Origin of the sequence: Achromobacter sp. ACM02 (assembly GCF_014851605.1) — a bacterium.
Taxonomy (GTDB): Bacteria; Pseudomonadota; Gammaproteobacteria; order Burkholderiales; family Burkholderiaceae_B; genus Achromobacter; species Achromobacter aegrifaciens.
This window is the reverse complement of sequence record NZ_JACUZY010000003.1, coordinates 421,210-446,521: the sequence shown is the minus strand read 5'-3', so window position 1 is coordinate 446,521 and position 25,312 is coordinate 421,210. Positions and strand designations below refer to the sequence as shown.

21 protein-coding genes are annotated in these 25,312 nt (G+C 66.8%); 13 read left to right on the top strand and 8 right to left on the bottom strand.

The features are described from left to right. Positions 1-8 precede the first annotated feature (8 nt). Positions 9-1,979: a choline BCCT transporter BetT gene (locus IB258_RS10965; protein WP_054450443.1), complete on the bottom strand. Its 1,971-nt coding sequence runs from the start codon at positions 1,977-1,979 to the stop codon at positions 9-11. 147 nt (positions 1,980-2,126) lie between these two features. On the opposite strand from IB258_RS10965, the gene IB258_RS10960 reads away from it, so the two are divergent. Then, complete coding sequence (locus tag IB258_RS10960) at positions 2,127-2,507, top strand: VOC family protein (RefSeq protein WP_054450441.1); 381 nt, start codon at positions 2,127-2,129, stop codon at positions 2,505-2,507. A gap of 18 nt (positions 2,508-2,525) precedes the next feature. On the opposite strand, the gene IB258_RS10955 is transcribed toward IB258_RS10960, so the two are convergent. Next, positions 2,526-3,149 carry a TetR/AcrR family transcriptional regulator gene (locus IB258_RS10955; RefSeq protein ID WP_119449046.1) on the bottom strand — a complete coding sequence of 208 codons (624 nt, stop codon included), beginning with the start codon at positions 3,147-3,149 and terminating at the stop codon, positions 2,526-2,528. A 232-nt stretch (positions 3,150-3,381) separates the two neighbouring features. Here IB258_RS10955 and IB258_RS10950 point away from each other — a divergent pair, with 232 nt between their 5' ends. The 3 genes from IB258_RS10950 to IB258_RS10940 are packed head-to-tail and all read left to right on the top strand — an operon-like array spanning position 3,382 to position 9,094. Next, entirely contained in the window at positions 3,382-4,476 is a 1,095-nt protein-coding gene (locus IB258_RS10950) for an efflux RND transporter periplasmic adaptor subunit (protein ID WP_082400744.1), read from the top strand. Next, on the top strand, positions 4,473-7,646 hold the full coding sequence (locus IB258_RS10945; RefSeq protein ID WP_192352579.1) for an efflux RND transporter permease subunit: 3,174 nt from the start codon (positions 4,473-4,475) through the stop codon (positions 7,644-7,646). Before IB258_RS10950 ends, IB258_RS10945 begins: the two co-directional genes overlap by 4 nt. Before the next feature lie 2 nt (positions 7,647-7,648). Then, positions 7,649-9,094 (top strand): efflux transporter outer membrane subunit, encoded by a 1,446-nt coding sequence (locus tag IB258_RS10940; RefSeq protein ID WP_192352578.1) that lies wholly within the window; start codon positions 7,649-7,651, stop codon positions 9,092-9,094. A 67-nt stretch (positions 9,095-9,161) separates the two neighbouring features. Here IB258_RS10940 and IB258_RS10935 read toward each other — a convergent pair whose 3' ends face one another. Further along, positions 9,162-9,932, bottom strand: coding sequence for an IclR family transcriptional regulator (locus tag IB258_RS10935; RefSeq protein WP_082400661.1), 771 nt, complete (start codon positions 9,930-9,932; stop codon positions 9,162-9,164). Positions 9,933-10,191: 259 nt separating this feature from the next. On the opposite strand from IB258_RS10935, the gene IB258_RS10930 reads away from it, so the two are divergent. The 9 genes from IB258_RS10930 to IB258_RS10890 all read left to right on the top strand — a co-directional run bounded on the left by IB258_RS10930 (position 10,192) and on the right by IB258_RS10890 (position 19,334). After that, on the top strand, positions 10,192-11,205 hold the full coding sequence (locus tag IB258_RS10930) for a tripartite tricarboxylate transporter substrate binding protein (protein WP_192352577.1): 1,014 nt from the start codon (positions 10,192-10,194) through the stop codon (positions 11,203-11,205). After that, positions 11,205-12,089, top strand: coding sequence for a polysaccharide deacetylase family protein (locus tag IB258_RS10925; protein WP_192352576.1), 885 nt, complete (start codon positions 11,205-11,207; stop codon positions 12,087-12,089). The genes IB258_RS10930 and IB258_RS10925 overlap by 1 nt, the downstream gene beginning before the upstream one ends. Then, positions 12,086-12,850: a polysaccharide deacetylase family protein gene (locus tag IB258_RS10920; RefSeq protein WP_125473042.1), complete on the top strand. Its 765-nt coding sequence runs from the start codon at positions 12,086-12,088 to the stop codon at positions 12,848-12,850. The genes IB258_RS10925 and IB258_RS10920 overlap by 4 nt, the downstream gene beginning before the upstream one ends. Before the next feature lie 126 nt (positions 12,851-12,976). Next, positions 12,977-14,113, top strand: coding sequence for a C45 family peptidase (locus tag IB258_RS10915; protein ID WP_054451307.1), 1,137 nt, complete (start codon positions 12,977-12,979; stop codon positions 14,111-14,113). Positions 14,114-14,149: 36 nt separating this feature from the next. Beyond that, positions 14,150-15,715 carry an ABC transporter substrate-binding protein gene (locus tag IB258_RS10910; RefSeq protein ID WP_192352575.1) on the top strand — a complete coding sequence of 522 codons (1,566 nt, stop codon included), beginning with the start codon at positions 14,150-14,152 and terminating at the stop codon, positions 15,713-15,715. A 491-nt stretch (positions 15,716-16,206) separates the two neighbouring features. Further along, positions 16,207-16,845, top strand: a complete 639-nt coding sequence (locus tag IB258_RS10905; protein WP_054450430.1) for a GntR family transcriptional regulator — start codon at positions 16,207-16,209, stop codon at positions 16,843-16,845. A 1-nt stretch (position 16,846) separates the two neighbouring features. Next, entirely contained in the window at positions 16,847-17,344 is a 498-nt protein-coding gene (locus tag IB258_RS10900; protein WP_225588993.1) for an ureidoglycolate lyase, read from the top strand. 24 nt (positions 17,345-17,368) lie between these two features. After that, positions 17,369-18,295 carry an allantoinase PuuE gene (locus tag IB258_RS10895; protein WP_192352574.1) on the top strand — a complete coding sequence of 309 codons (927 nt, stop codon included), beginning with the start codon at positions 17,369-17,371 and terminating at the stop codon, positions 18,293-18,295. A 43-nt stretch (positions 18,296-18,338) separates the two neighbouring features. Then, positions 18,339-19,334 carry a tripartite tricarboxylate transporter substrate binding protein gene (locus IB258_RS10890; RefSeq protein WP_119449042.1) on the top strand — a complete coding sequence of 332 codons (996 nt, stop codon included), beginning with the start codon at positions 18,339-18,341 and terminating at the stop codon, positions 19,332-19,334. A 45-nt stretch (positions 19,335-19,379) separates the two neighbouring features. Here the strand turns inward: IB258_RS10890 and IB258_RS10885 are convergent, their stop codons facing one another. The 5 genes from IB258_RS10885 to IB258_RS10865 all read right to left on the bottom strand — a co-directional run bounded on the left by IB258_RS10885 (position 19,380) and on the right by IB258_RS10865 (position 25,252). Beyond that, positions 19,380-20,939: an ABC transporter substrate-binding protein gene (locus tag IB258_RS10885; protein WP_082400659.1), complete on the bottom strand. Its 1,560-nt coding sequence runs from the start codon at positions 20,937-20,939 to the stop codon at positions 19,380-19,382. A 186-nt stretch (positions 20,940-21,125) separates the two neighbouring features. Then, a complete protein-coding gene (locus IB258_RS10880; protein ID WP_054450425.1) occupies positions 21,126-21,746 on the bottom strand; it encodes a GntR family transcriptional regulator in 621 nt (206 codons plus the stop codon). A 91-nt stretch (positions 21,747-21,837) separates the two neighbouring features. Further along, positions 21,838-23,493 (bottom strand): ABC transporter ATP-binding protein, encoded by a 1,656-nt coding sequence (locus IB258_RS10875; RefSeq protein ID WP_119449040.1) that lies wholly within the window; start codon positions 23,491-23,493, stop codon positions 21,838-21,840. Continuing rightward, complete coding sequence (locus IB258_RS10870; protein WP_054450421.1) at positions 23,493-24,311, bottom strand: ABC transporter permease; 819 nt, start codon at positions 24,309-24,311, stop codon at positions 23,493-23,495. The genes IB258_RS10875 and IB258_RS10870 overlap by 1 nt, the downstream gene beginning before the upstream one ends. After that, positions 24,308-25,252: an ABC transporter permease gene (locus tag IB258_RS10865; RefSeq protein WP_054450419.1), complete on the bottom strand. Its 945-nt coding sequence runs from the start codon at positions 25,250-25,252 to the stop codon at positions 24,308-24,310. Before IB258_RS10865 ends, IB258_RS10870 begins: the two co-directional genes overlap by 4 nt. Positions 25,253-25,312: the final 60 nt, after the last annotated feature.

Here is a 25,312-nt window from a genome sequence, read left to right as displayed (position 1 = left end):
CGACGCGGCTAGGTCCGCACCATGTGCAGATAGTGGCGATGCCGTTCGTACTGGTCCAGGATGTCGCCGATGACGGCGTCGCGGCTCCAGCCCATGATGTCGTAATCCTGCCCGCCTTCGCGCAGGTGGACCTCGGCGCGGAAGTACTTGCGCTCGTCCTCGTCGGCCGCTTCCTCGGGCGTGAGGCTGGGACGCACGAAAGCCTCGGGCTGCACCGCGTAGGAAAAGTCCAGGTGCTCGCCATGGGAGACTTCCATGATCACGCCCTCGTCGTTGCCGTGCTCGCGCACTTCCACCTGGTAGCCCTGCTTGCGCAGTTCGTCCGCCACGTCTTCCATGGCGGGCCGCACCACGTCGCTGATGAAGCGCTGCACATGGGCGCGGCGCGGCATCATGACCATGTTGCGCAGGCGCCGCTCCCATGACTGTCCGCCGCGCGCGGGGCGTGACAAGGTCAGCGACTGGTAGCGGATGCCGCGCTTGGTCGCGTCCAGCTTGAGCGCCTTGAACAGGCCCCACAGCGACAGCAGCAGAATGATGGAGAAAGGCAGCGCGCTGGCGATGGTCGCGGTTTGCAGGGCCGTGAGGCCATCGGCCAGCAGCAGCGCGATCGCCACCGCCCCCATCAGCACCGACCAGAAGATGCGTTGCCACACGGGCGTGCGGTCCGAACCGCCGGAGGCCAGCAGGTCGACCACCAGCGCGCCCGAGTCGGCCGAGGTCACGAAGAACACCGCCACCATCGCGATCGCGACGACGGACAGCACCCCGCTCCAGGGCAATTGTTCCAGGAAGGCGAACAGCGCCAAGGAAGAATCGGCCTGCACCACTTCCGCCAGGCCCTGCACCTTGTCGACCAGGATCATGTGGATGGCGGTATCGCCGAACACCGTCATCCAGAACAGCGTGAAGCCGGCCGGTACCAGCAGCACGCCGGTGACGAATTCGCGGATGGTGCGGCCGCGCGAGATGCGCGCGATGAACAGGCCCACAAAGGGCGACCACGCAATCCACCAGCCCCAGTAGAACAGCGTCCAGCCGCCGATCCAGTCGGTGGGTTCGTAGGCATACAGGTTGAAGGTCTTGTTGACGATGTCAGACAGGTAGGCGCCGGTGTTCTGAACAAAGGTCTGAAACAGGAACACCGTCGGGCCGACCACCAGCACGAACAGCAGCAGCACCGCCGCCAGCACCAGATTGGTCTCGGACAGGATGCGGATCCCCTTGTCCAGACCGCTGGCCACCGACAAGGTCGCCAGGCCGCAGGTGACGATGACCAGGATGATCTGCGTGGTGACGCCCACCGGAATGCCGAACAGATGGTTCAGGCCGCTGTTGATCTGCGCCACGCCCAGGCCCAGCGAAGTCGCCACGCCCAGCACCGTGCCGATGATGGCGAAGATGTCGACGGCATGCCCGATGGGCCCGTGGATGCGGTTGCCGATCAGCGGATACAGCGCCGAACGCAGGGTCAGCGGCAGCCCGTGCCGATAGCTGAAGAATGCCAGGATCAGCGCCACCACCGCGTAGATGGCCCAGGCATGCAGGCCCCAGTGGAAGAAGGTGATCTTCATGGCTTCACGGGCCGCAAGGGCGGTGCCCCCCTCGCCCACGGGCGGCGCGATGAAGTGCATCACGGGCTCGGCCACGCCGAAGAACATCAGGCCGATCCCCATGCCCGCGGAGAACAGCATCGCGAACCAGGTGAAGTTGCGGTAATCGGGTTCGCTGTGGTCGGGTCCCAGCTTGATGTCGCCATACCGGCTGACCGCCAGGAATACCACCGCGATCAGGATGATGGCCACGACCAGGATATAGAACCAGCTGGCGTTGCCCAATATCCAGCCCTGCACGGACTCGAACAGGCTTTGCGCGACCTTGGGCGCCAGGATCGCGAACCCCACCAGCAGCAGCGTGAACACGGCCGCCGGAAAGAACACTGGGCGATTGATGGTGGATGGTCGGGTTTCTGAAGTCATGCTGCCGCTCCTTTCGCCCGAGGGTTGGAAATTCCCAGCACGCGTCCCCCCTCAGTCCGGCCGCGCGCCGCAAGTATTACTATCACGGCCTAAGGCCGTCTGACAATCTGAAACCGCAAGCCGGGCCGGCCAGAGGAGAGATATCCCATGATCGATCACCTGGACCATCTGGTCCTGACCTGTACCGACCCCGACGCCACGGTGGACTTCTATACCCGGATCCTGGGCATGCGCCTGGAAACCTTTGGCGAAGGCCGCCAGGCGCTGCGCTTCGGCAACCAGAAGATCAACCTGCACGTGCGCGGCCATGAGTTCGAACCCAAGGCCCACCTGCCCGTGCCGGGCGCGCTGGACCTGTGCTTCATCGCCGATCGCCCGCTGGAAGACGTGATCGCGCATCTGAACCGCGAAGGCGCCCGGATCATCGAAGGCCCGGTGCCGCGCACTGGCGCCACCGGCAAGATCCGCTCGGTCTACCTGCGCGACCCGGACCTGAATCTCATCGAAATCTCGGAATTGCTGGCCTGAGGCCGGGAACCGGCCGCCTTAGTCGGTCTTCGGTTCGCCGAAGACCACGCTGCGGAAGAAACCGGCCAGCACGGCCTCGGTCATTTCCGGCGTGACGGCCTGCGGGTCGAAGGCATAGCTGAACTGCATGCCGTCCGACAGGGCCAGCAGGCCCAGTGCCATCTGTTCCGGCGGCATGCGTAGCGGCGTGCCGACCCGCGCGGAAAACTGGCGGATGTATTCCGTGGTGGCTTCGCGCAATTCCCGCATGCAAGCCACGAAGCCAGCCCGGAAATCCGGATCGCGCGCCGCCTGCAACTTGCCTTCCATCCACAGCAGGAAACAGTCGTTCTCGCGGTAATGCGTGGAGTAGTACTCCAGCACGCGGGCTTCCATCTGCGGACGCGATTCGCCGTCCTCGAAGATGGCGCGCATGTCGCTCATCACGCTCTCGTGATCGCGCCTGAGCAGTTGCAGGAACAGTTCGGACTTGCTGGTGAAGTTGGAATAAAAGGCCCCGCGCGTGTACCCCGCCTGCTCGGCGATGTCCTCCACGCTGGCAGCCACGAATCCCTTGGCAAGAAAGATCGATTGCGCAGCGTCGAGCAGACGCTGGCGCGTCTGGTCACGGCTTTGCTCTCGCGTAAGGCGGACTTTTGACATGGCGGGAGTTTAGCACTGGGGAGCATTTCAGATTCAATATTGAATTCGAATTCATACATGTATTAGAATCCAGGCCGTATCGGGTCGAAACCGGCCCTTATTCCCGAATCTCCGCGCCGCGAGGTGTTCCGTGACTTGCCCTGGCCCTGCCGCGCGCTTTGCCGCGCGCGCCGCCGCGGCCGCCTCTGCGGCGCCGCTTTCACCCTCCAACCGCTCACGCCATTGGCCGCGCCTGTGGTCGCTGCCTGCCGCCGCGTCACTCGCTCTGCTGCTCGCTGCCTGCGGCCGCAATGAAGCGCCGCCGCCCGCGCCGCGCCCTGTGGTCGCCATGCCCGCCCAGGCCGATGAACGCCTGCCGGCCTGGACGCTGCCTGGCGAAGTGCAGGCGCGCTACAGCACCCCGCTGTCGTTCCGGGTCAATGGCAAGATCATCGAGCGCCAGGTCCGGCTGGGCGATGCCGTCACCCCCGGACAGATCGTCGCCAAACTGGATCCGGCCGACGCCGCCAAGAACGCGGCCAGCGCCCGCGCGCAGCTGTCGGCGGCGCAGCACCAGCTGGACTACGCGCGCCAGCAGCTGGACCGCGACCGCGCCCAAGCCCGCGAAAACCTGATCGCCGCGACCCAGCTGGAACAAACCCGCAACGCCTACGCCGCGGCATTGGCGCAACGCGACCAAGCTCAACAGCAGGCAGCGTTGGCGGCCGACCAGCTCAAATACACCACGTTGCAGGCCGACCATGCTGGCGTCATCACCGCGGAGCAGGCGGACACCGGACAGAACGTGGCCGCCGGCGAACCGGTCTACAGCCTGGCCTGGTCCGGCGACATCGACGCCATCTGCGACGTGCCGGAAAGCGTGCTGGCGGGCCTGGCCATCGGCCAGCGCGCCAGCGTCACGCTCGGCCCCCTGCCCGGCCAGACGTTCTCGGCGGTGCTGCGCGAGATCGCGCCGGCCGCGGATCCGCAAAGCCGCACCTATCGCGCCAAGCTCACGCTGGAATCCCCGACCCCGGACGTGCGCCTGGGCATGACGGCCAATATCAGCTTCGACAACCGCTCCGGCGAAAACCTGACGACCTACACCGTGCCGGCCACCGCGCTGTTCCATGACGGCCCCGCGCCCGCCGTGTGGATCGTCAAGCCGGACGCCGACACGCTGGAGCTGCGCCGCGTCGAGGTGCTGCGCTACGACGCCCGCACCGTCACCCTGTCCAAGGGCTTGCAGGCGGGCGAACGCGTGGTCTGGCAAGGCGTGCACGCGGTGGCCGCCGGTGAGAAAGTCCGCGCCGTTCCGCCGCTGCATCCCGAGGATTTCGCCTCATGAGCGGCCCGCAGCATGACGCTTCCGTGCAGGCGCCTCGCCACGAGGAAGGCCGGTTCAACCTGTCGGCATGGGCGCTGCGGCACCAGCCGCTGGTCATCTTCATCATCACGCTGATCACACTCTTCGGCGTCCTGTCGTACTCGAAGCTGGCGCAATCGGAAGATCCGCCTTTCACCTTCCGCGTCATGGTCATCAAGACGCTATGGCCCGGCGCCACTGCGCAGCAGGTGCAGGAGCAGGTCACCGACCGCATCGCCAAGAAGCTGCAGGAAGCCCCCAACACGGACTTCATGCGCAGCTACTCGCGGCCGGGCGAATCGCTGATCTTCTACACCATGAAGGACTCCGCGCCCGCCAGCACCGTGGCCGAACAGTGGTACCAGGTGCGCAAGAAGGTCGGCGACATTGCAGCCACGCTGCCACCGGGCCTGCAAGGCCCCTTCTTCAACGACGAATTCGGCGACGTCTATACCAACATCTACACGCTGCAGGGCGACGGCTTTTCGCCCGCGCAGCTGCATGACTACGCCGACCGGCTGCGCACCGTGCTGCTGCGCGTGCCGGGCGTGGCCAAGGTGGACTACTTCGGCGATCAGCCTGAGCACATCTACGTCGAGATCTCCAACACCCAGCTCACGCGGCTGGGCGTGTCGCCGCAGCAGATCGCCCAGGCCATCAACAGCCAGAACGCCGTGACGAGCGCGGGCACGCTGACCACCGCCGACGACCGCATCTTCGTGCGGCCCAGCGGCCAGTACGCCAACAGCCGCGTCCTGGCCGACACGCTGATCCGGGTCAACGGCAAATCGATCCGGCTGGGCGACATCGCCACCATCCGCCGCGGCTACCAGGATCCGGCCATCGAGCAGATGCGGCTGGGCGGCAACGCCGTACTGGGCATAGGCATCACCATGCAGCCGGGGCGCGACGTGGTCCATCTGGGCAAGGCTTTGAGCGCCAAGTTCGAAGAACTCCAGGCCCAGTTGCCCGCCGGGCTGACGCTGAAGGAAGTCTCCAGCATGCCCAAGGCGGTATCGCATTCGGTCGACGACTTCCTGCGCTCCGTGGCCGAAGCCGTGGCCATCGTGCTGGCGGTGAGCCTGGTATCCCTGGGCCTGCGCACCGGCATGGTGGTGGTCATCTCGATCCCGGTGGTGCTGGCGGTCACGGCGCTGTTCATGGACATGTTCGGCATCGGCCTGCACAAGGTATCGCTGGGCACGCTGGTGCTGGCGCTGGGCCTGCTGGTGGACGACGCCATCATCGCGGTCGAGATGATGGCGGTAAAGCTTGAACAGGGCTGGAGCCGCGCGCGCGCCGCTGCATTCGCCTACACCAGCACTGCCTTTCCCATGCTGACCGGCACGCTGGTCACGGTGGCGGGCTTCCTGCCGATCGCGCTGGCCAAGTCCAGCACGGGCGAATACACCCGTTCCATCTTCCAGGTGTCCGCCATCGCGCTGATCACCTCGTGGTTCGCCGCCGTGGTGCTGATCCCTTTGCTGGGCTACCGCATGCTGCCGGAACGCAAGCGCGAAGCCCATCTGCCCGACGACCACGAACACGACATCTACAACACCCGCTTTTATCAGCGCCTGCGCGGCTGGGTGGGCTGGTGCGTGGACCGCCGCTACCTGGTGCTGGGCGCCACGGCGCTGATCTTCGTCGTGTCCATGGCCTGCTTCCGCTTCGTGCCACAACAGTTCTTCCCCAGTTCCGACCGCAGCGAACTGCTGGTGGACGTGCGCCTGCAGGAAGGCGCCTCGTTCGCGGCTACGCTGCGCCAGGTCGAGCGGCTGGAAAAGGCGCTGGAGGGCCGTCCGGAAATCGATCACTCGGTCAGCTTCGTTGGCACCGGCGCACCGCGCTTCTACCTGCCGCTGGACCAGCAGCTCGCCACCCCGAACTTTGCCCAGCTGGTCATCACCACGCATTCGGTGGAGGACCGCGAGAAGCTCGCGCAATGGTTGCAGCCGGTGCTGCGCGAGCAGTTCCCGGCCATACGCAGCCGCCTGTCGCGCCTGGAGAACGGCCCGCCCGTGGGCTTCCAGGTGCAGTTCCGCGTGAGCGGCGACAGGATCGCCGACGTGCGCGCCGTGGCCGAGCAAGTGGCCGCCGAGGTCCGCGCCGATCCGCGCTCGACCAATGTGCAGTTCGACTGGGACGAACCGTCCGAACGTTCGGTGCGCTTCGAGATCGACCAGCAAAAGGCGCGCGAGCTGGGCGTCAGTTCCAGCGATATCTCGGACTTCCTGGCCATGACCCTGTCGGGCTACGCGGTCACGCAATACCGCGAACGCGACAAGCTGATCACCGTGAGCCTGCGCGCGCCGCAAGAGGAGCGGATCGATCCCGCGCGCCTGGCCACCCTGGCCATGCCCACGCCCAACGGCGCGGTGCCGCTGGGCAGCCTGGGCCACGTGCGCTATGACCTGGAGTATGGCGTCATCTGGGAACGCGACCGCCAGCCCACCATCACGGTGCAGGCGGACGTCGCGGCGGGCGCGCAAGGCATAGACGTCACCCGCGCCATCGATGCCAAGCTCAACACCCTGCGCGCCGGGTTGCCCGTCGGCTACCGCATCGAGGTGGGCGGCCCGGTGGAGGAAAGCGCAAAAGGCCAGTCCTCGATCAATGCCCAGATGCCGCTGATGGCGGTGGCCGTGCTGACCCTGCTGATGCTGCAGCTGCAAAGCTTCGCCCGCGTGCTGATGGTGGTGCTGACCGCGCCGCTGGGGCTGATAGGCGTGGTCGCGGCGTTGCTGCTGTTCGGCAAGCCCTTCGGCTTCGTGGCCATGCTGGGCGTGATCGCCATGTTCGGCATCATCATGCGCAATTCGGTCATCCTGGTGGATCAGATCGAACAGGACATCGGCGCCGGCCACAAGCGAGTGGACGCCATCGTCGGCGCCACGGTGCGGCGTTTCCGCCCGATCACGCTGACGGCCGCGGCCGCCGTGCTGGCGCTGATTCCGCTGTTGCGCAGCAACTTCTTCGGCCCCATGGCCACCGCCCTGATGGGCGGCATCACCATCGCCACCGTGCTGACGCTGTTCTTCCTGCCGGCCCTGTATGCCGCGTGGTTCCGCGTCCGCCACGACGAGCGCGACGAACCCGAAGGCGTGCCGCCGGGCGCCAACGCCGGCGACACGGTGGAACGGGGAGCATGACGATGACCCAGCTATCCTTGCGCGTGGCCGCCCTGCCCTTGATGCTGGCGCTGGGCGCCTGCGCCTTCGCGCCCAGCAGCAAGCCGCCCGCGGTCGCGCAACCGGCGCAGTACGGCGTCGAAGCCACGCCCCCCGCGAGCGCCGCCGCCCAGGGCGTTGCGCAGCGCTTCGAGCAAGGCGCGCGGCCCGTGCCCGAATGGTGGAAGCGCTATGAATCAGAGGCGCTGAACGCGCTGGTGGCCGAAGGTCTCGCCAACAGCCCGGACCTTGCCGCCGCCGAACGCAACCTGGCCGGCGCGCGCGAACAGCTGCGCGGCCAGGTGAATTCATCGTTACTGCCTTCGGTCGACGCGGGCGCCGATGCCTCCCGCCGGCGCGCGCTGACCATGCCGAACCTGCCCGAACCGACGGCGCAATACAACGTCTTCACCGGCCAGGTCCACGCCAAGTACGACCTGGACCTGTTCGGCGCGGCGCGTTTTGCCAACGCCTCGCTCGCGGCCCAGGTCGAGCAGCAGGCCTTTCAGCTGGAGTCGGCCCGCCGTTCGCTCGCCAGCAACATCGTCACAGGCGCCATCACTGCTGCGGCGCTGGCCGAACGCGTGGCGTTGACGGAGAAGCAGGTGGTGCTGGCGCGGCAGGTCGCGCGCGACACGCAGCGCCGCTACGAGCTGGGCTCGGCCTCGCAGAACGACGCGCTGGACGCGGACCAGGACGCCGCCACGCTGGAAGCGTCGCTACCCGGCCTGCGCGCGCGCTGGCATGCGACGCGCCATGCGCTGGCGGTGCTGCTGGGCCGCAATCCGGACCAGGCTCCGCCCGATCTCGCCTTCAGCATGCTGGCCGTGCCGCAACAAGTGCCGGTGGTGGTGCCGTCCGAACTGCTGGCCGCGCGCCCGGACATCATGTTCGCCGATGCGGTGGTGCAGGCCGCGGCGGCCGACGTGGGCTTGGCCACCGCGCAGCTGTTCCCCAGCCTGTCCTTGTCCGCGTCCATGGGCAAGAGCGGCTTCAATTGGTCCGCTGCGATGTCGGGCGCCGGCGCCGTCTGGGCCATCGGCGCTTCGCTCACGCAGCCTATCTTCCATGGCGGGGCGCTACTGGCCGAGCGCAGCGCGGCCAAGGAACGCTACGAAGCCGCGTTGCTGCAATACAAGCAGACCGTGCTGACCGCCTTCCGCGACGTGGCCGACACGCTGTCGCGGCTGGACGCCGACGGGCAGGCGCTGGCCTCCGCCGAAGCGTCGCGCCGCGCCGCGGAGCAGTCCTACCGCAACACCGCCAGCCGCGTGCGGCTGGGCGCGCTGGCGCCATATACCGAGTACGCCGCCGAGCAGCACTACGTGGCGGCCCGCCTGCGCGAGATCGAATACGCCAATGCGCGCCTGACCGAAACGGCGGCGCTGTTCCAGGCCATGGGGTCGCCGGCCCGCGCCTCGCAGCAATAGGCGCATCCGGCCACATCCGGCGACACGCGGCCATGGCCGCGGCGGATCGGCAAGCAAACCCTCGCGCTCACGGCGCGGGGGCTTGTTCCTTCATGCGCGTGGCCAGCGCCAGCGATTCGATGCGGCGGGCGGCCGACTGCAGCAAGGCCGTGGTCTTGTCCTGCGCGATAGTGTTGAGCCGAGCCGCAAGAAAGGTGACGGTCAGCGCGCCGAACACGCGCCGGTCTTCCTGGAACACCGGCACCGCGATGCCCGCCCGTTCTGGCGAGATCTCGCCCACTCCCAGATAAAAACCCTGCACCCGGATCCGGTCCAGCTTGCCGGTGAATTCGGCCTGAGTCGCCCCCAGGCCCAGGTCGCGGATCTCGTCCGCATGGGCCTCGTACAGGCGGCGCTGATCCTTGCGCGGCAGGAAAGCCACGATGGTCTTGGCCGTGGCGCCGCGGAACAGCGGATGGGCGCGGCCGCGGCCGTGCGGAATACCCAGTTCGTCGGGTCCGCGCTCGTGGTGGATGTTCAGGATGCGCAGGCCGTGGATCACGCTGAGCAATACGTCGCCGCCCACCTGATCCACCACCTCGCGCATGATCGGACGCGCCACGCCCAGCACCGGATCGCCGTCGATGATGAGGTGGTCCAGTTCGATAATGCGCGGCCCCAGCTTGTAGCCTTCGCCGGTCACGCGCAGCAGATAGCCCAGGTCCGTCAGGTCGCGGATGTAGCGGTAGCCCGTGGGCGCCGAATACGACAGGCGCGAAATGATCTCTTCCGCCGACAGCACCGGGGTTTCCAGGCTGAAGAGGTCAAGTATCGCTAGGGCTCGCTTCAGGGTGGACATGGCGGTCGTGGGACGGGGAACAACGCGGGATCGGGCGCAGCGTATCACAGGGATGCCCGCGGCGCGCCTGGGCCATAGGCGCTGACTACCAGACCCTGATTTCCCTCCAGGCGCAAACTATCGTTTTTCTATTTTTTATCATTTATAGATAAAAACTAATTGGATTAGATAATTTTTTATCGAATAATGATATTCAAGCAATGGGCAGATTGACGTCCAACACGCCACTGCACCTGCGGAAAACATCAGGGGAAAATCCATGAAGCAGTCTTGCGGCACCAAGGGCGGCATCAGCCGCCGGCATTTCCTGGGGGCTTCGGCCGCCACCTTGGCCAGCGCGGCGCTGGCGCGGCCCGGCCGCGCCTGGGCGGCCGGCTATCCGGCCGAACGCGCCATCCAGTTCATCGTGCCCTTCCCCGCTGGCGGCGGCACCGACCTGGTGGCGCGTCCGCTCGCCCAGGGCATCGGCGAAGCGCTCAAACAAAGCGTGGTCGTCATCAACAAGGGTGGCGCCGCAGGCAACATCGGTACCCAGCAGGTCGCGCGTTCGGCGCCGGACGGCTACACCATCGCGCTGGGCTCCACCGGTACGCACACGGTGAACCAGAGCCTGTACGAGAACATCGGCTATGACCCGGTCAAGGACTTCGAACCGGTGTCCATGGTCTGCTACTACAACAACGTGCTGGTGGTGCATCCGTCGTTTCCGGCGCGCACGCTGCAGGAGCTGGTCGCCATCATCAAGGCCAATCCGGGCAAGTACTTCTATGGCATCACGCAGAACGGCAGCTCTGCGCACCTGGCCATGGAACTGCTCAAGGCCACGGCCGGCCTGGACCTGCCCGGCGTGCCGTACAAGGGCGCGGCAGCCGCGGTCAACGACTTCCTGGGCGGACAGTTCCCGATCCTGATGGATGTGGTGATCAACCAGCAGCAGTTCATCCGCAGCGGCAAGTCGCGCCCGCTGGCCGTGACCTCGGCGCAGCGCGCGCAGGCGCTGCCCGACGTGCCGACCGTGGCGGAATCGGGCTTTCCCGGCTATCAGGCCATAGGCTGGAACGGCGTGTTCGCGCCCGCGGGCACGTCCGCCGCCATCATCCAGACGCTCAATGGCGCCGTGCAAAGCGCGCTCAAGCAGCCCGCCCTGGAGCAATTGACGCAGAACGGGCTGGAGCTGCACGGCAGCACCCCGCAAGAACTGAGCCGTTTCGTCGCCACCGAAAGCGAAAAGTGGCGCACGCTGATCAAGAGCGCCAACATCAAGGCCACCTGATGCAACGCATACCCTATGGCGTCCCCGTGGACGCCCACTCCAATCCCTGGCTGGCGCTGGACCGCGAGCTGCGCGCGCAGGGCCTGCGCGCCGCGGGCGCCGCGCCGGTGCGCGCGGTGGTCTGCGTCACCGTCCACGTCGACGGCCCCGCCGTCGAGGTCGGCCGCAAGCAGTTCCCGGCCGGTCCCCACACCGCGGGCCGCTATGCCATCCGCCGCGGCGCGGCGCGGCATCTGGAGATCCTGGCGCGCCACGGCATGCCGGCCACGTTCTTTGCCTGCGGCTATGACGTCGAGCACTATCCGGCGACCTTCCACGACATCCTGGACGCGGGCCACGAGATCGCCGCCCACGGCTATCTGCACGAAGCCTGGGACCTGGGCGATGACGAGCCCGCGCTGCTGGAAAAGACCCACCGCATCATCCAGCGCGAGCTGGGCGTAACGCCCGCGGGCTGGTGCTCGCCCTCGGGCCGCAAGAGCCATCGCACCCTGCCCGCGCTGCGGCGGCTGGGTTACTGCTACGACGCCAGCGAAAAGGACCAGGACCGTCCCTACCTGCCGGCGGACACGACGGACTTCATCATGCTGCCGAACAACACGGTCTCGCTGGACGACTATCCGTTCTACTTCTCGGGCCACAGCCTCGCCGCGGAAGCCTATGACAACTGGGTGCAGGAATTCGAGGCGCTGCGCGCAGCCGAAGGCTATGTGCACCTGACCGTACACCCCAAGGCCGCCGGCGGCTCCGGCACGCCGGCCCGCGCCGCGGCGCTGGACCGCTTCCTGGCCTATCTGGCCGCACAACCCGATGTGCACGTCATGACGCTGGAAGCGCTGGCGCGGCACTGCCTGGCCCGCCCCGACGCCTGGAGAAGCGCATGAGCGCCGACAAAACCGTACTGGTCACCATCAATGTGCAGGGCATCGGCCCCGAAGCCGCGACCCAGCCCGAAACCTCGCTGCACGGGCGCGACGCGCATGGCCGCTACACCTACGGCGGCGGCCTGGCGCGCGTGCTGGACATGCTGCGCCGCCAGGACATCCGCGCCACGCTGTTCTGGCCGGTATTCGAAGCCGAACGCTGCCGCGGCCTGCTGGAGCAGAGCCTGCGCGACGGCCACGAGGCCGCCTCGCACGGCAATGCCTACGAAGACCTGCCCGCGCTGGGCGAGCGCGAAGGCGAAGTGCTGGAACGGGCCCGCGACCGGCTGGCCGAACTGACCGGCTCCGCCCCGCAAGGCTTTCGCTATGCCAGCGCGTTTACCGCCAATACCGTGCCGCTGCTCCACCAGCTCGGCTATCGCTACGACAGCAGCGCCATCGACGACGACGCCCCCTACGCGCTGGACGCGGACGGCGGCCCCGGCATGGTGGAGCTGCCCTGGAGCGAAGGCCTGTGCGACGCCACCCATTTCAGCCGCCGCGTGACGCAGGACCGTGCCTATGCGCACTGGGTGGAGCAAGGCGATGCGCTGCTGGCGACCGATGGTTATGCCTGCCTGACCCTGCATCCGCGCGCCGACAACGGCGTCGGCCGCGCGGCCAGATTGGTGAAAGTCGAGCAATTGCTGGAGCGCTTCCGCGCCGCGGGCGCCAGCTTCAAGACCTGCTCCGAGCTGGCCGCCTCCCCCCATACGCGCTGAACGCAAGACGCCCATGGCGTGCTTGCACTGGTAAACCCTGAGCAATATTGGCGCCAAAATAAGCTAACATTTTTTCGCCATCCAATTCCCACCCCCAGATTGCGGCGCGGCGCGCCGCCCAAGTCCATGACCCAGATCACCCAATTTCCCTTCGTATCGGTTTCGGGCGCGCCCGAGGCCCGCGGCCGCTCGTATGGCCAGCAAGCCGCCGACCGCGTGCGCAAGAGCGCCAAGATGTACGGCCAGACCCTGGTCGACCTGGGCTATGACGCCATGGCGCGCACCCAGCTGATCAATGGCTTCGCCCGCGAGATCGAGAACTTCGCGCCGCACTACCTGGAAGAAATGCGCGGCATCGCCGCGGGCGCCGACGTGCCTTTCGAAGACATCGTGATGGTGAACGCGCGCACCGAAGTCATCGCCAAGGCCCGCGCCGAGAAGAAGAAGGCCGCCGAGCTGGAGCCGGGCGACGGCTGCACCGGCGCGCTGATCCTGCCGACCCGCTCGGCCAACGGCCGCCTGATCCATGGCCAGAACTGGGACTGGCGCGCGGAATGCGCCGAGACCGCCATCGTGCTGCGCGTGCGCAACGACAACGGCCCCGACATGCTGACCTTCGTCGAAGCGGGCGGACTGGCGCGCAGCGGCCTGAACAGCGCCGGCGTCTCGATCACCGCCAACTACCTGGAGTCCGACCGCGACTTCCGCCAGCTGGGCGTGCCGCTTTCGTTGATCCGCCGCAAGGTGCTGGAACAGGAACACTTCGCGCTGGCGATCAAGGCGGTGGCGACCACGCCCAAGTCCTGCTCGAACAACATCATGATCGGCATGGCGGCGGGCTTCGGCGTCGACTACGAATGCACCACCGATGAAGCCTTCCCCATCTACCCGGGCAGCGACGATCTCATCGTCCACGCCAACCACTGGGTCAGCGAAGTGGCCCTGAGCAAGCTGCGCGACACGGGCCGCGCCAGCACGCCGGAAAGCGCTTACCGCGACTGGCGCGTGCGCCGCCTGCTGAACGAGGAATCCAAGCTGACGCGCGAAGACTTGAAGCGCGCGCTGTTCGACGACTTCGGCGCGCCCTATTCCGTGTGCCGTCCGCCGCGCCCCGGCAGCCACGACAATCTGTCGGCCACGGTGGCGATGGTGATCATGGAGCCCGAGGCCGGCCTGATGGAAGTGGCGCCGCTGCCGGCGCTGAACCGCAGTTTCACCCGCTACAGCCTGACCGCCGAACCCGAACTGCTGGCTGCCGCCTGAAGCGGCGCGCCCGCGCAACCCCAGGAAAACGTATCGATGAAAAACCATTTGTTGAGCGCCGCGGTTGCGCTGGCGCTGGGCTCCATGGCCGGCGCGGCCTGGGCGCAATCCGCCCCGCCGCTGCGCATTTCGTTCACGGCCGATATCCGCTCCACCGAACCCGGAGTGAACCGCGACAGCAACAGCGACGCGGTGGTGCTGCACATCGTCGAGGGCCTGGTGGCCTACGGAGAGGACGCCGAGGTGCGGCCGCTGCTGGCCAAGTCGGTGGACATCAGCCCGGACGGCAAGACCTATACCTTCAAGCTGCGCGAAGGCATCAAGTTCCACAACGGCAAGCCGATGACGTCGGCCGACGTGCTGTGGACCTGGCAGCATTACACCGCGGCCAATTCGGGCTGGCGTTGCGCCAGCGAGTTCGACGGGCGCGGCACGGTCAAGGTGACGGGCGTGGAAGCGCCGGACGCGCAGACCGTGGTCTACCACATCGAAAAGCCCAGCAGCCTGTTCCTGGCGACGCTGGCGCGCGCCGACTGCGGCGGCACTGGCATCCTGTCCAAGGATTCGGTGCGGGCGGACGGTTCCTGGGACAAGCCCATCGGCACCGGGCCGTTCGAATTGGCGGAATGGAAGCGCGGCGAGTACGTGCGGCTGACGAAGTTCGCGGGCTATTCGAACCTGGACGGCAAGCGCGACGGTTATACGGGATCGAAACGGCCGCTGGTGGACGAGGTGCGCTTCCTGATCGTGCCGGACGACTCCACCGCCAAGGCGGCCCTGCAGCGCGGCAACATCGACATCATCGAGGACGTGTCCAATAGCGACGTGCCGGTGCTGCAAGGCACGCCGAACGTCAAGGTGGCGCATGCGCCGGTGATGAGCATGACGGCATTGCTGATGCAGACCAAGGATCCGGTGCTGGCCAATCCGAAAATGCGGCAGGCGCTGGCGCACGCGATCGATTACCAGCAACTGGCGGCGGCGGTGACGGAAGGCCTGGCTCAACCCAACAATTCGATCGTGCCGCTGGTGTCGCCCTACTATGACGCGGCGCAGAAGCAGGGCTGGAACTACGATCCGGCGCTGGCGCAGAAGCTGCTGGGCGAAGCGGGCTACAAGGGGCAGGATCTGACGATCCTGACGACCAAGCGCTATCCGCAGTCGTACAACTCGGCGGTGATCATCCAGGCGATGCTGCAGGCGGTGGGGATCAAGGCGCAGTTGTCGGTGGTGGAATGGGCGACGCAGCTGGACCGCTATAACGTGGGCACTTACCAGATGATGACGTTCCCCTATTCGGCGCGGCTGGATGCGGCGCTGAACTACGAGATGGTGACGGGGGACAAGGCGAAGCAGCCGCGCAAGGTCTGGGACAATCCGCAGGCGCTGAAGCTGATCGAGGCGGCGTCGTCGGATACGGATCATGCGAAGCGGCAGGCTTCGTTTGATCAGCTGCATAGGCTGTTCCTGGCGGATGTGCCTAGTATTCCTTTGTATAACGGGTTGGATATTGGGGCTTATCGGGCGGATATCAGGGGGTATCAGCCTTGGGCGGTCAAGAAGCCGCGGGCTTGGGAGGTGGAGCGGGTTTCGGCTCCTTGAGGTTGTTCTTGCTGGTGCTTCGGCGGTCTTCGTAGGTCGCCCGGCGGCGCGGGCCTGGTGGCTGCTTGCGCCCACGATTGCGGTCCGGAGCGTTCGCTCCGGACTGCCCCTTCGTCATCTTCGTCCTCGCCTTCGGCGACTCCTTCAGATTCCCTCGGGCGCATCGAGGTTGCTCGCAGCCACCAGGCCCGCGCCGCCGGACTACGAGTTTCTTGGTTCGCTGCGCCGTCAGACCCGTGGGTAGTGGCGAGGTTTGCGGGGCCCGCTGCTTGCGGTTTTCTCCCCCCGCACCTTCCTTTCCGTTTTTCCTCCGCTTTCCCTCTGCCTTCCCTTTTCTCGCCACTCTGATTGCCTGGCTGTATCCGGTCAGGCCTATTAGGGATACTACTGGTATCTCTTTGGGATACCAGTGGGGTACCTTCTCGTCCATTGCGCCGGACGGCAACTCGGAGTCTCTGCCGTCCGCGCCTTTTTCTTACGCTGCAATACACATGAACGCTACGCAACGCACCTATCAAACCCTGCTGGACCAGATCGTTTCGCGCCGGATTCCGGCGGGGGAAGTGTTGGAGGAACGCCGACTGGCGGATGAGCTGGAGGTGTCGCGCACGCCTTTGCGCGCGGCCATGAACCGGTTGTTGGGTGAAGGGATGCTGGAGCGGCTGTCCAACGGGTCCATCGTGGTGCGCTCGTTTGGCGTGACGGACCTGCTGGAGCTGCTACAGATCCGCAGCCTGCTGGAGAGCGAAGCCGCGGCGATGGCGACCGGGCGGATTCCGGCGGAGCCGTTGGAAGGGCTGCGGGCGCGGCTGCAGGCTTTGCTGGATGCGAAGACGCCGGACGAGAAGTCGGATTGGGAGGTCGATAACGCGCTGCACGATCTGGTGGCGGCGTATTGCGGCAACCGGAATCTGGCGACGATGATCACGGCGACGCGGCGGCAGGTGCGGATGTGCGATGTGGAGCGGCTGCCGCAGCGGCAGGTGCAGGCTCGGGAAGAACATCTGGCGATTGTGGAAGCGCTGCTGTCGGGGGAATCGACCCGGGCGCGTCAGGCGATGGCGGCGCATCTGGAGAACGTGCGGCGCAGCTACGTGAATTCGCTGGGGTATCTGAGCCATGGCGCGTGACATGGATGTCTCCCCGCTCGTGATCCGCCCGCGGCCGCTCACGCCGGAGGCCTTCGCGCCTTATGGCGAAGTGATCGCGCACCAGGGCGCGGAGCGCCGTCACCATCTGACCGAGCCCATGCGGCACAGCCCCGAAGTTGTGCGGCACGCCAGCTGGGTCAGCCGGGTGCAGGCGGCGCCGCCCGGGCCGGTGGAGATCCGGCTGATGGAGCGCCACCGCTATGCGGCGCAGAGTTTCGTGCCGCTGACGGACTCGCCCTATCTGGTGGTGGTGGCGCCTACCGGGGCCGACGATCTGCCCGACATGGCGCGGCTGGAAGCGTTTCTCGCAACCGGCAGCCAGGGCGTGTGCTACCGCGTGGGCGCCTGGCATCACGGCCTGACCGTGCTGCGGGGGCCGGCGGAGTTCCTGGTCCTGATGGGCCAGACCGGCCGCGGCGATGACGACGAGTTCTGGCAGGCGCCGGCTCCGCACGCCCTGGTTTCGATTTCCGATTGACCCTATCCCGATGGCTAGCCCGCTATGACTACCGATCATCCCCACTTGCGCCGCGATTTCGTCGGCTACGGCGCCAACCCGCCCGATCCCCGTTGGCCGGGCGGCGCGCGCCTGGCGTTGAATCTCTGCATCAACTACGAGGAAGGCGGCGAGCGTTCGGTGCCGGACGGCGACGCTGAATCCGAAACCGGACTGACCGAGGGCGGCGCGGGCGGCTTCGCCGGGCGGGACCTGGCGGCCGAGTCGATGTTCGAGTATGGCAGCCGGATCGGCTTCTGGCGCGTGCACCGGCTGCTGCAGGCGCGCGGCATGGCGGCCACGATACTGGGCTGCGGCCTGGCGCTGGAACGCAATCCGGAAGTCTGCGAGGCCATCAAGGCGGCGGGCTATGACGTGTGCGCACACGGCTGGCGCTGGGAACGGCACCAGAACCTGACGCTGGAAGAGGAACGCGAGCGCATCCGCCGCACCGTGGAATCGATCACCCGCACGGTGGGCTCGCGGCCGCTGGGCTGGTATTGCCGCTACGGCCCCAGCCTGAACACCCGCGCCCTGCTGGCCGAGGAAGGCGGATTTCTCTACGACTCCGACACCTACAACGACGAGCTGCCCTACTGGACCGAAGTTGCCGGCAAGCCTCATCTGCTGGTGCCCTACGGCCTGGCCAACAACGACGCCAAGTTCATCCGCGGCGGCATGGCCACGGGGCAGGACCTGTTCGAGTACCTGCGCGACGCGTTCGACATGCTGTACGAGGAAGGCGCCACGGCTCCCAAGATGATGTCCGTGGGGCTGCATCTGCGCCTGGTCGGCCAGCCGGGCCGCGCGGCGGGCCTGGCGCGCTTCCTGGACCACGTGGCGGCGCACGGCGACGTCTGGGTCTGCCGGCGCGCCGACATCGCGCGCCACTGGCATGCGCACCATCCGGCCGCCCAGGGCGCCGCGCGCTGATTCATTTTCTGCATCGCCCACGTTTTCTCATCAGGAGAGCAGCATGTCGAAGTACCAGAAAATCAATCGCCGCGGCCTGCTGGCCACGGCCCTGGCCGGGTTGCTGGCGCTGGGCCTGAGCCCGGCGGCGCAAGCCGAGGCCTATCCCAGCAAACCGATCCGCATCGTCGTGCCCTTCCCGCCCGGCGGCGCGGCCGACACCCTGGCGCGTGCTCTGTCGCAGCAGTTGAACGACACGCTGGGCAAGCAGGTCATCGTGGAAAACCGCGCCGGCGCGGGCGGCACCATCGGCACCAATGCGGTGGCGCGAGCGGAGCCCGACGGCTACACGCTGCTGCTGGGCAACGTGTCCACGCTGGCCATCGCGCCCAGCCTGTATCCGAACCTGAACTACGACCCGGTCAAGGACTTCACGCCGATCACGCTGGTGGGCAAGAGCCCGCTGGTATTCGCGGTCAATCCGGGCCTGCAGGCGAAGAACCTGCCCGAGCTGATCGCCCTGGCGAACAAGGATCCGGGCAAGCTGACCTTCGGCTCTTCCGGCGCGGGCAGCATCACCCACCTGACCGGTGAAGTGCTGAACCTGGCCACGGGCGGGAAACTGGTGCACGTGCCCTACAAGGGCAGCGCGCCCGTGCTGCTGGCGGTGGCCTCGGGCGAGTTGAGCATGGGCGTGACGCAGGTGGTGGAAATGCTGCCGCAGTACAAGGGCGGCCGGGTCGGCGCCGCGGCGGTGACGGGTATCGAGAAGTCGCCCGCCCTGCCCGAAGTCACGACCGCCGCATCGCAAGGCGTGAAGGGACTGGAAGCCACCACTTGGTACAGCCTGATGGCGCCCGCAGGCGTGCCGGCGGAAGTGGTGCAGCGCCTGCAACCGGCGCTGGAGAAGGTGCTGACCAACGCCGAGCTGCGCAAGCGTTTTGCCGACGAGGGCCTGATCCTGGCGCCGTCCACGCAGGCCGAGCTGAGTGCGTTCCTGGGCAATGAAGTGCGCGATTGGGCCGCGGTGATCAAGCAGGCGGGCGTGAAGCTCGACTAGCGATTCAGGCCGGGCCGCACTCGCGGCCCGGCGCCGTCAAGCGTCTTACTTGCCGTCGCGGACCTTGGTTTCCCAGGCCCGCGGCTTGCCTTCCCAGACCGAGAATCCTTCCACGCGCTTGCTGGATGCCCATGCATCCGCGCCGTTGTACAGCATCAGCATGGGGGTCTGTTCCAGCATCAGGGCGTGCAGCTGGTCGAACAGCGCCTGGCGCCTGGCCGGATCGGATTCGAGAAAGCTCTCATCGATCAGCTTCTGCGCCGCCGGGTCATCCCAAACCTTGCGCGGCTGCTTGGCCTTGTCGCCCGAAAATTGCTCGAAGCTCAGCGACGGATCCAGGCGCGAAGAGAACGAGAACGAGCTGATCTGGTACTTGCCGGTGTTGTAGCGGTCCAGCTGCGTGGCCCATTCCAGCACCTCGATCTTGGCGTTGATGCCCACCGCCTGCATCATGGCCTGGGCGATCACCGCGACTTGATAGCTCGGTACGTGGGCGCGCTTGTTGGCGTAGATGACCACGGGCTCGCCCTTGTAGCCGGCTTCCTTCAGCAATTGCTGCGCCCGGGCCGGATCGTATTTGTAGCCGCGCTTTTCCGCGTCCTTGTAATAAGCCGACCCCGCGTAGACGGCGGAATTGTTCAGCTGGCCCAGGCCTTCGGAGGCGGCGGCCACGACCTGCGGAATATCCAGCGAGGCGGCGATGGCCTGGCGGATCTTCACATTCTTCAGGACCGGATCCTCGGTCTGGAACAGCAGCACGTGCTTGACCGCGTCATGTGGGCTGAACACCGTCAGGTTCTTGGCGTTCTTCAGTTCGCCCACGTCGGTGTTGGTGATCTGCGCGGCGTCGATCGCGCCCGACAGCAGGCCTGCCTTCGAAGTGGAAGGATCCGGCACCACCAGGAACTTGACCTCGTCGGCCAGCGGACGCTTGGACCCCACGTAGCCGTCCGGTTTGTCGCCGGCGGGCGAGACGTAGTCCTTGTAGGCCGTCAGCAAGGTGTATTCGCCGCGCTTCCAGTCCTTGAACATGTAGGGGCCGGTGCCCACCGGCTTGATCCAGGAACCGTCGGCCGCGACCGAATCCTTGGAGATGATGGCGGTCATGCCGCAATCGGTGCGGGCCAGCGAATCCAGGAACACGGCCGACTTGCGGTCCACCTTCATCACCACGGTCTGCGCGTCGGGCGCGGACACGTCCGTCACTTTCAGGCCGTTGCGGCCGTCGAAGTCGCTGCGGCAGCGCCAGTCCGTCTTGGGATCCATGTAGCGCTGCCAGCTCCAGATCACGTCGGCCGAGGTCAGCGCGGCGCCGTTGTGAAACTTGACGCCGTCGCGCAGCTTGAAGGTGTAGGTCAGGCCGTCTTCCGACAGGTCCACCGACTTCGCCAGCAGAGGACCCACAGTGCCGTTCTCGCGGTAGCCGACCAGACCTTCCACGATGTTGAGCACCACGCCGTCGGTGGTGTTGTCGCGGTTGACGCCGGGGTTGGTCGAGCGGATGTCGGCGGGCTGGGCGATGGTCAGCAGCGCGGCCTGGGCCGAACCGGCGGCGGCCAGCGCCAGGCTGAGCGCGAGCGCTCTGGGTACGAAAACGTGGTGCATGCAAAAACTCCCCGGCGTGCGGCGCAAAATTCACGCATATATTGGCGCCAAAATTAGCTGCCCATTATGAGCGGAATGCGCCGCTCCGCTATCGGGGGTATCCCTGAAGACGTCGCCGGAATGAAAAACGGCGGCCTTCTTTCCGAAGGCCGCCGCATGCGTGCAGCGCGGGACACGCTGGCAGCGTCAGGAGATGTCCTGCCCCACGTGCTGGGCAATGATTTTTTGCAGACGCTTGACGTCGCGGGCTTCCAGCGCGTCCACCATGTCGAAATGCTCGCGCGCGGAGATCTCGATGCGCGAACGCGTCACCCATTCCTTGGCTGGCGCCGCCGGGCCGCGGGCGCGCGTTTCGTGGATCAGCGCGACCAGTTCGCGATTGCGGCACATGTCGTACATGCCCGCGTGGAAAGCCAGGTTGACCTCGTACTGTTCCAGCAGCGTGCCGTCCTGCAACAGCTTGGCGAAGCGTTCGGCCAGGGTGCGCAGTGCCTTGACTTTGCCCGCGGTGACGTTGGGCATCAGGTCCGCCGCCGCGCCCGTTTCCAGCAGGATGCGGATGTCGCGGATCTGCAGATGCTGGTCCGGATCCATGGCATAGACGTGATAGCCCCGGTTCGGGATGTGCGCGATCAGCCGCTTGGCGGCCAATTGGTCTAGCGCCCGCCGGACGTCCAGACGCTTGGCGTCGTAGCGTTCCTGCAGGTCGATCTGTTTCAGCCAGGCGCCGGGACCGTAAACGCCCGCCTGTATATCGTGGGCGATGCGATCAACCAGGCCGGGTTGCGCCGTTGCCGCTTTCGGCATGGACCACTCCCGTCTATCAAATCCGAAGCGCGTATTTTATGCGTAAGTATCCCTGGGGTACGGCGCCGTCGCCCCCTGGGATACCCGGCCCTCAGGCGCTGGCCCGCAACGGCTCCTGTTGGTCCAGCCGCCAGCGCAGGCGCACGCCGCCGGTATCGGTGGATTCCAGCGCCGGAATCGCCGACAGCAGGCTGCGGGTGTATTCCTCTTGCGGCTGGTCGAACACGGCGTCGCGCGAGCCCTGCTCGACGATGCCGCCGTCACGCATCACCACCACGCGGTCGGCCACCTGCTCCACCACGCCCAGGTCGTGGCTGATGAACAGGCAGGAAAACCCGTGGCGTTCCTGCAGGTCGGCAAACAGGTCCAGCACCTGCGCGCGCACGGTCACGTCCAGCGCGGACACCGGCTCATCGGCGATGACGAAGGCCGGACGGCGCACGATGGCGCGGGCGATCGCCACGCGCTGACGCTGCCCGCCCGACATCTCGTGCGGATAGCGCTTGGCGTACTCGGAGCCCAGGCCCACTTCGGCCAGCACTTCGTCCACCCGGCGTCGCTTTTCCGACGCGGGCATGTCGTCCAGCATGCGCAGGCCCTCGCCCACCAGTTGGCCGATGGTCATGCGCGGGTCCAGCGAGGAATACGGATCCTGGAACACCATCTGGCAGTTCAGCCGGTAGTCGCGCCAGGACGCCGACCGGCGGTTCACCGGTTGGCCACGGAACAGGATCTGGCCCGAAGTGGGCGCCAGCAGTCCGGCAATGGCCCGGCCCAGCGTGGTCTTGCCTGAACCCGAGCCGCCCACCACCGCCACCACTTCGCGCGGCTTGACATGCAGGTCGATGCCGTTGAGCGCGCGCTTGGCGCCGGTGCGCGAGAACAGCCGCTGGTGGCCGGCGTAATCGACCACCAGATTCTTGACCTCGACAATGGGCGGCTCCTTGCCCAGTTGGCGCGCCGGCAGCCGGCGCGGCATGGCGTCCAGCAGCTTGCGCGTGTAGGGATGCTGCGGCCGCTCCAGGATGCTGGCGGTGGCGCCGGTCTCCAGCACCTTGCCATGCTGCATCACCACCATGCGCTCGGTGTAGCGCGCGACCATTGGCAGGTCGTGGCTGATCATCAGCACCGCCGTATGGTGTTCGCGGGTCAGGTCCACCATCAGTTCCAGCACGTCGCGCTGCACCACCGCGTCCAGCGCGGTGGTGGGCTCGTCGGCGATCAGCAGCGCTGGCTCCAGCAGCATCACCGATGCCAGCATCATGCGCTGGCGCATGCCGCCGGAGAACTCGTGCGGCCAGGCTTCCATCGCTCCCTTGGGATCGCGGATGCCGACCCGTCGCAGCATTTCCAGGATGCGTTCGCGGCGCGCGGCGGCGGACAGGTCCTTGCGATGCAGGCGCAGGCCCTCATCCAGCTGGCGGCCAATTGGCATGGACGGATTCAGCGAGGTCATCGGCTCCTGGAACACCATGCCGATGCGCGCGCCGCGCAGCTTGCGCAGCGCAGCCGGCGACGCCTGCGTCACGTCCACGCCTTCGAACTTGATGGAGCCGCCAGCCACCACCAACGGCGACGGCGTCAGGCCCATGATGGCGCGCGCGGCCTGCGTCTTGCCGCTGCCGGATTCGCCGACGATGCCGACCATCTCGCCGGGCGCCACCTCGAAGGACACTCCGCTGACGATCTCGCGCCCGCCGGGGCCGACGGTCAGCGACAGATTCGATACCGATACCAATGCGCTCATTACACGCCCCTCATGCGGGGATCGAGGCGGTCACGCACCGCGTCGCCCAGCAGATTGATTCCCAGCAGCGCGAGCGCGATGGCCAGGCCGGGAAGTATGGATAGATAGGAAGCCTGCGCCATGAACGGTCGGGCAGCGGCCAGCATGTTGCCCCAGGTGGGCGCGGGAGGCGGTACGCCCAGGCCCAGGAAGGACAGCGCGCTTTCCGCCAGGATCACCCAGCCGAACATGGAGGTCGCCAGCACCGTCAGCGGCGCCACGCAATTGGGCAGCACATGGCGGAACATGGTGTAAAGCTCGGAGTTGCCCAGCACGCGCGAGGATTCGATGAACTCCTTCTCGCGCAGCGACAGCACCGTGCCGCGCACGATGCGCGTCACCGAGGGCGTGTAGGCCAGGCCCAGCGCCAGGATGATGCCGTATTTGTTGGCGCCCACCACGGCCAGCAGGCCCAGCGCCAGCAGCAGGCCGGGAAAGGCCAGCAAGGCATTGTTGAAGGCCATGATGATGCGGTCGGTCCAGCCTCGCACAAAGCCGGTCAGGGTGCCGATGATCGTGCCCGCGACGATGGCGAAGCTTACCGTCAACAGGCTGATCCAGACGCTGCTGGAAGCCCCCGCCAGCAGGCGCGACAGCTCGTCGCGGCCGAATTCGTCCGTGCCCAGCAGGAACTCGCCGCCAGGCGGCTTCAGGCGCGCCACGAAGTTGATCTTGAGCGGGTCATGCGGCGTCCAGAAGGCGCCCATGACGGCCGCCACCAGCATCAGCGCCACGATGACGCCGCCCAGTAGCGCATTGGCTGCAATTCGCTTTTTCATTCGGCGGTCACTCTCGGGTCAAAGAGGGGATAGCAAAGGTCGATGAACAGGTTCACGATCACGTAGACCACGCCCACGAACAGCAGACAGCCCTGGATCACGGGGTAGTCGCGGGCGAAGATGGAGTCCACCAGCAGACGCCCCAGGCCGGGGATGGTGAATACCGTTTCCACCACCGCGATGCCGCCCAGCAGGTTGCCCAGCACCAGGCCGATCAGCGTCCAGGTGGGTCCGAAGGCATTGCGGAACGCGTGGCGCATCAGCACCGCGGATTCCGACAGCCCCTTGGCGCGCGCATGGGTGATGTAGTCCAGCCGCAGCACTTCCAGCGTGCTGGCCCGCGCCATGCGCATCAGCACGCCGATCTCATGCAGGAACAGCGTCAGGATGGGCATGGCCAGGTACAGCAGGCCGGCCTTCCAGTCCTCGCCGATGGACACGTAGCCCACCACTGGCAGCCACTGCAGCTTGAGGCCGAAGAAGATCAGCAGCAGCAAACCCAGCCAGAAGGTCGGAATTGATACCAGCAGCGTGGCCGTGCCGACCAGGAACAGGTCAGGCGCCTTGTTCTGCTTCCAGGCGGCGATCATGCCGGCCGGCACCGCCACCAGCGCGGCGAACAGCACCGCCACCACCACCACGCGGCCGCTGATCAGGAAGCGGTCCCACACCAGCGGCAGCACCGGCTGGCCGGTATTGATGGACGATCCCAGGTCCCCGTGCAGCATGTTGCCGAACCAGATGCCGAACTGGGTAAGCCAGGTCTGGTCCAGCCCCAGCCGCTCCCGCAGGTCAGCCAGCGCGGCTGGCGTCGCCAGGTCGCCCAGCAGCAGTTGGGCGGGGTCGCCCGGGATGAGCCGGATCATCACGAATACCGCCACCGCCACGATCAGCAGCGTCGGTATGGCCATGACGATCCGGGATAGCGCAAAACGCAGCATGCCCCTCTCCTATTCCTGGTCACGGACCCGCGGATGCCCGCAAGCGCCGCGTCCGCCGGT

What these genes read in the sequence shown, in the direction of transcription:
- IB258_RS10960 (WP_054450441.1), top strand. Translation starts at nt 2,127, where the DNA reads ATGATCGATCACCTGGACCATCTGGTCCTGACCTGTACCGACCCCGAC.
- IB258_RS10945 (WP_192352579.1), top strand. Translation starts at nt 4,473, where the DNA reads ATGAGCGGCCCGCAGCATGACGCTTCCGTGCAGGCGCCTCGCCACGAG.
- IB258_RS10955 (WP_119449046.1), bottom strand. Translation starts at nt 3,149, where the DNA reads ATGTCAAAAGTCCGCCTTACGCGAGAGCAAAGCCGTGACCAGACGCGC.
- IB258_RS10930 (WP_192352577.1), top strand. Translation starts at nt 10,192, where the DNA reads ATGAAGCAGTCTTGCGGCACCAAGGGCGGCATCAGCCGCCGGCATTTC.
- IB258_RS10920 (WP_125473042.1), top strand. Translation starts at nt 12,086, where the DNA reads ATGAGCGCCGACAAAACCGTACTGGTCACCATCAATGTGCAGGGCATC.
- IB258_RS10870 (WP_054450421.1), bottom strand. Translation starts at nt 24,311, where the DNA reads ATGAAAAAGCGAATTGCAGCCAATGCGCTACTGGGCGGCGTCATCGTG.
- IB258_RS10965 (WP_054450443.1), bottom strand. Translation starts at nt 1,979, where the DNA reads ATGACTTCAGAAACCCGACCATCCACCATCAATCGCCCAGTGTTCTTT.
- IB258_RS10890 (WP_119449042.1), top strand. Translation starts at nt 18,339, where the DNA reads ATGTCGAAGTACCAGAAAATCAATCGCCGCGGCCTGCTGGCCACGGCC.
- IB258_RS10885 (WP_082400659.1), bottom strand. Translation starts at nt 20,939, where the DNA reads ATGCACCACGTTTTCGTACCCAGAGCGCTCGCGCTCAGCCTGGCGCTG.
- IB258_RS10865 (WP_054450419.1), bottom strand. Translation starts at nt 25,252, where the DNA reads ATGCTGCGTTTTGCGCTATCCCGGATCGTCATGGCCATACCGACGCTG.
- IB258_RS10915 (WP_054451307.1), top strand. Translation starts at nt 12,977, where the DNA reads ATGACCCAGATCACCCAATTTCCCTTCGTATCGGTTTCGGGCGCGCCC.
- IB258_RS10910 (WP_192352575.1), top strand. Translation starts at nt 14,150, where the DNA reads ATGAAAAACCATTTGTTGAGCGCCGCGGTTGCGCTGGCGCTGGGCTCC.
- IB258_RS10895 (WP_192352574.1), top strand. Translation starts at nt 17,369, where the DNA reads ATGACTACCGATCATCCCCACTTGCGCCGCGATTTCGTCGGCTACGGC.
- IB258_RS10875 (WP_119449040.1), bottom strand. Translation starts at nt 23,493, where the DNA reads ATGAGCGCATTGGTATCGGTATCGAATCTGTCGCTGACCGTCGGCCCC.
- IB258_RS10880 (WP_054450425.1), bottom strand. Translation starts at nt 21,746, where the DNA reads ATGCCGAAAGCGGCAACGGCGCAACCCGGCCTGGTTGATCGCATCGCC.
- IB258_RS10935 (WP_082400661.1), bottom strand. Translation starts at nt 9,932, where the DNA reads ATGTCCACCCTGAAGCGAGCCCTAGCGATACTTGACCTCTTCAGCCTG.
- IB258_RS10925 (WP_192352576.1), top strand. Translation starts at nt 11,205, where the DNA reads ATGCAACGCATACCCTATGGCGTCCCCGTGGACGCCCACTCCAATCCC.
- IB258_RS10940 (WP_192352578.1), top strand. Translation starts at nt 7,649, where the DNA reads ATGACCCAGCTATCCTTGCGCGTGGCCGCCCTGCCCTTGATGCTGGCG.
- IB258_RS10900 (WP_225588993.1), top strand. Translation starts at nt 16,847, where the DNA reads ATGGATGTCTCCCCGCTCGTGATCCGCCCGCGGCCGCTCACGCCGGAG.
- IB258_RS10905 (WP_054450430.1), top strand. Translation starts at nt 16,207, where the DNA reads ATGAACGCTACGCAACGCACCTATCAAACCCTGCTGGACCAGATCGTT.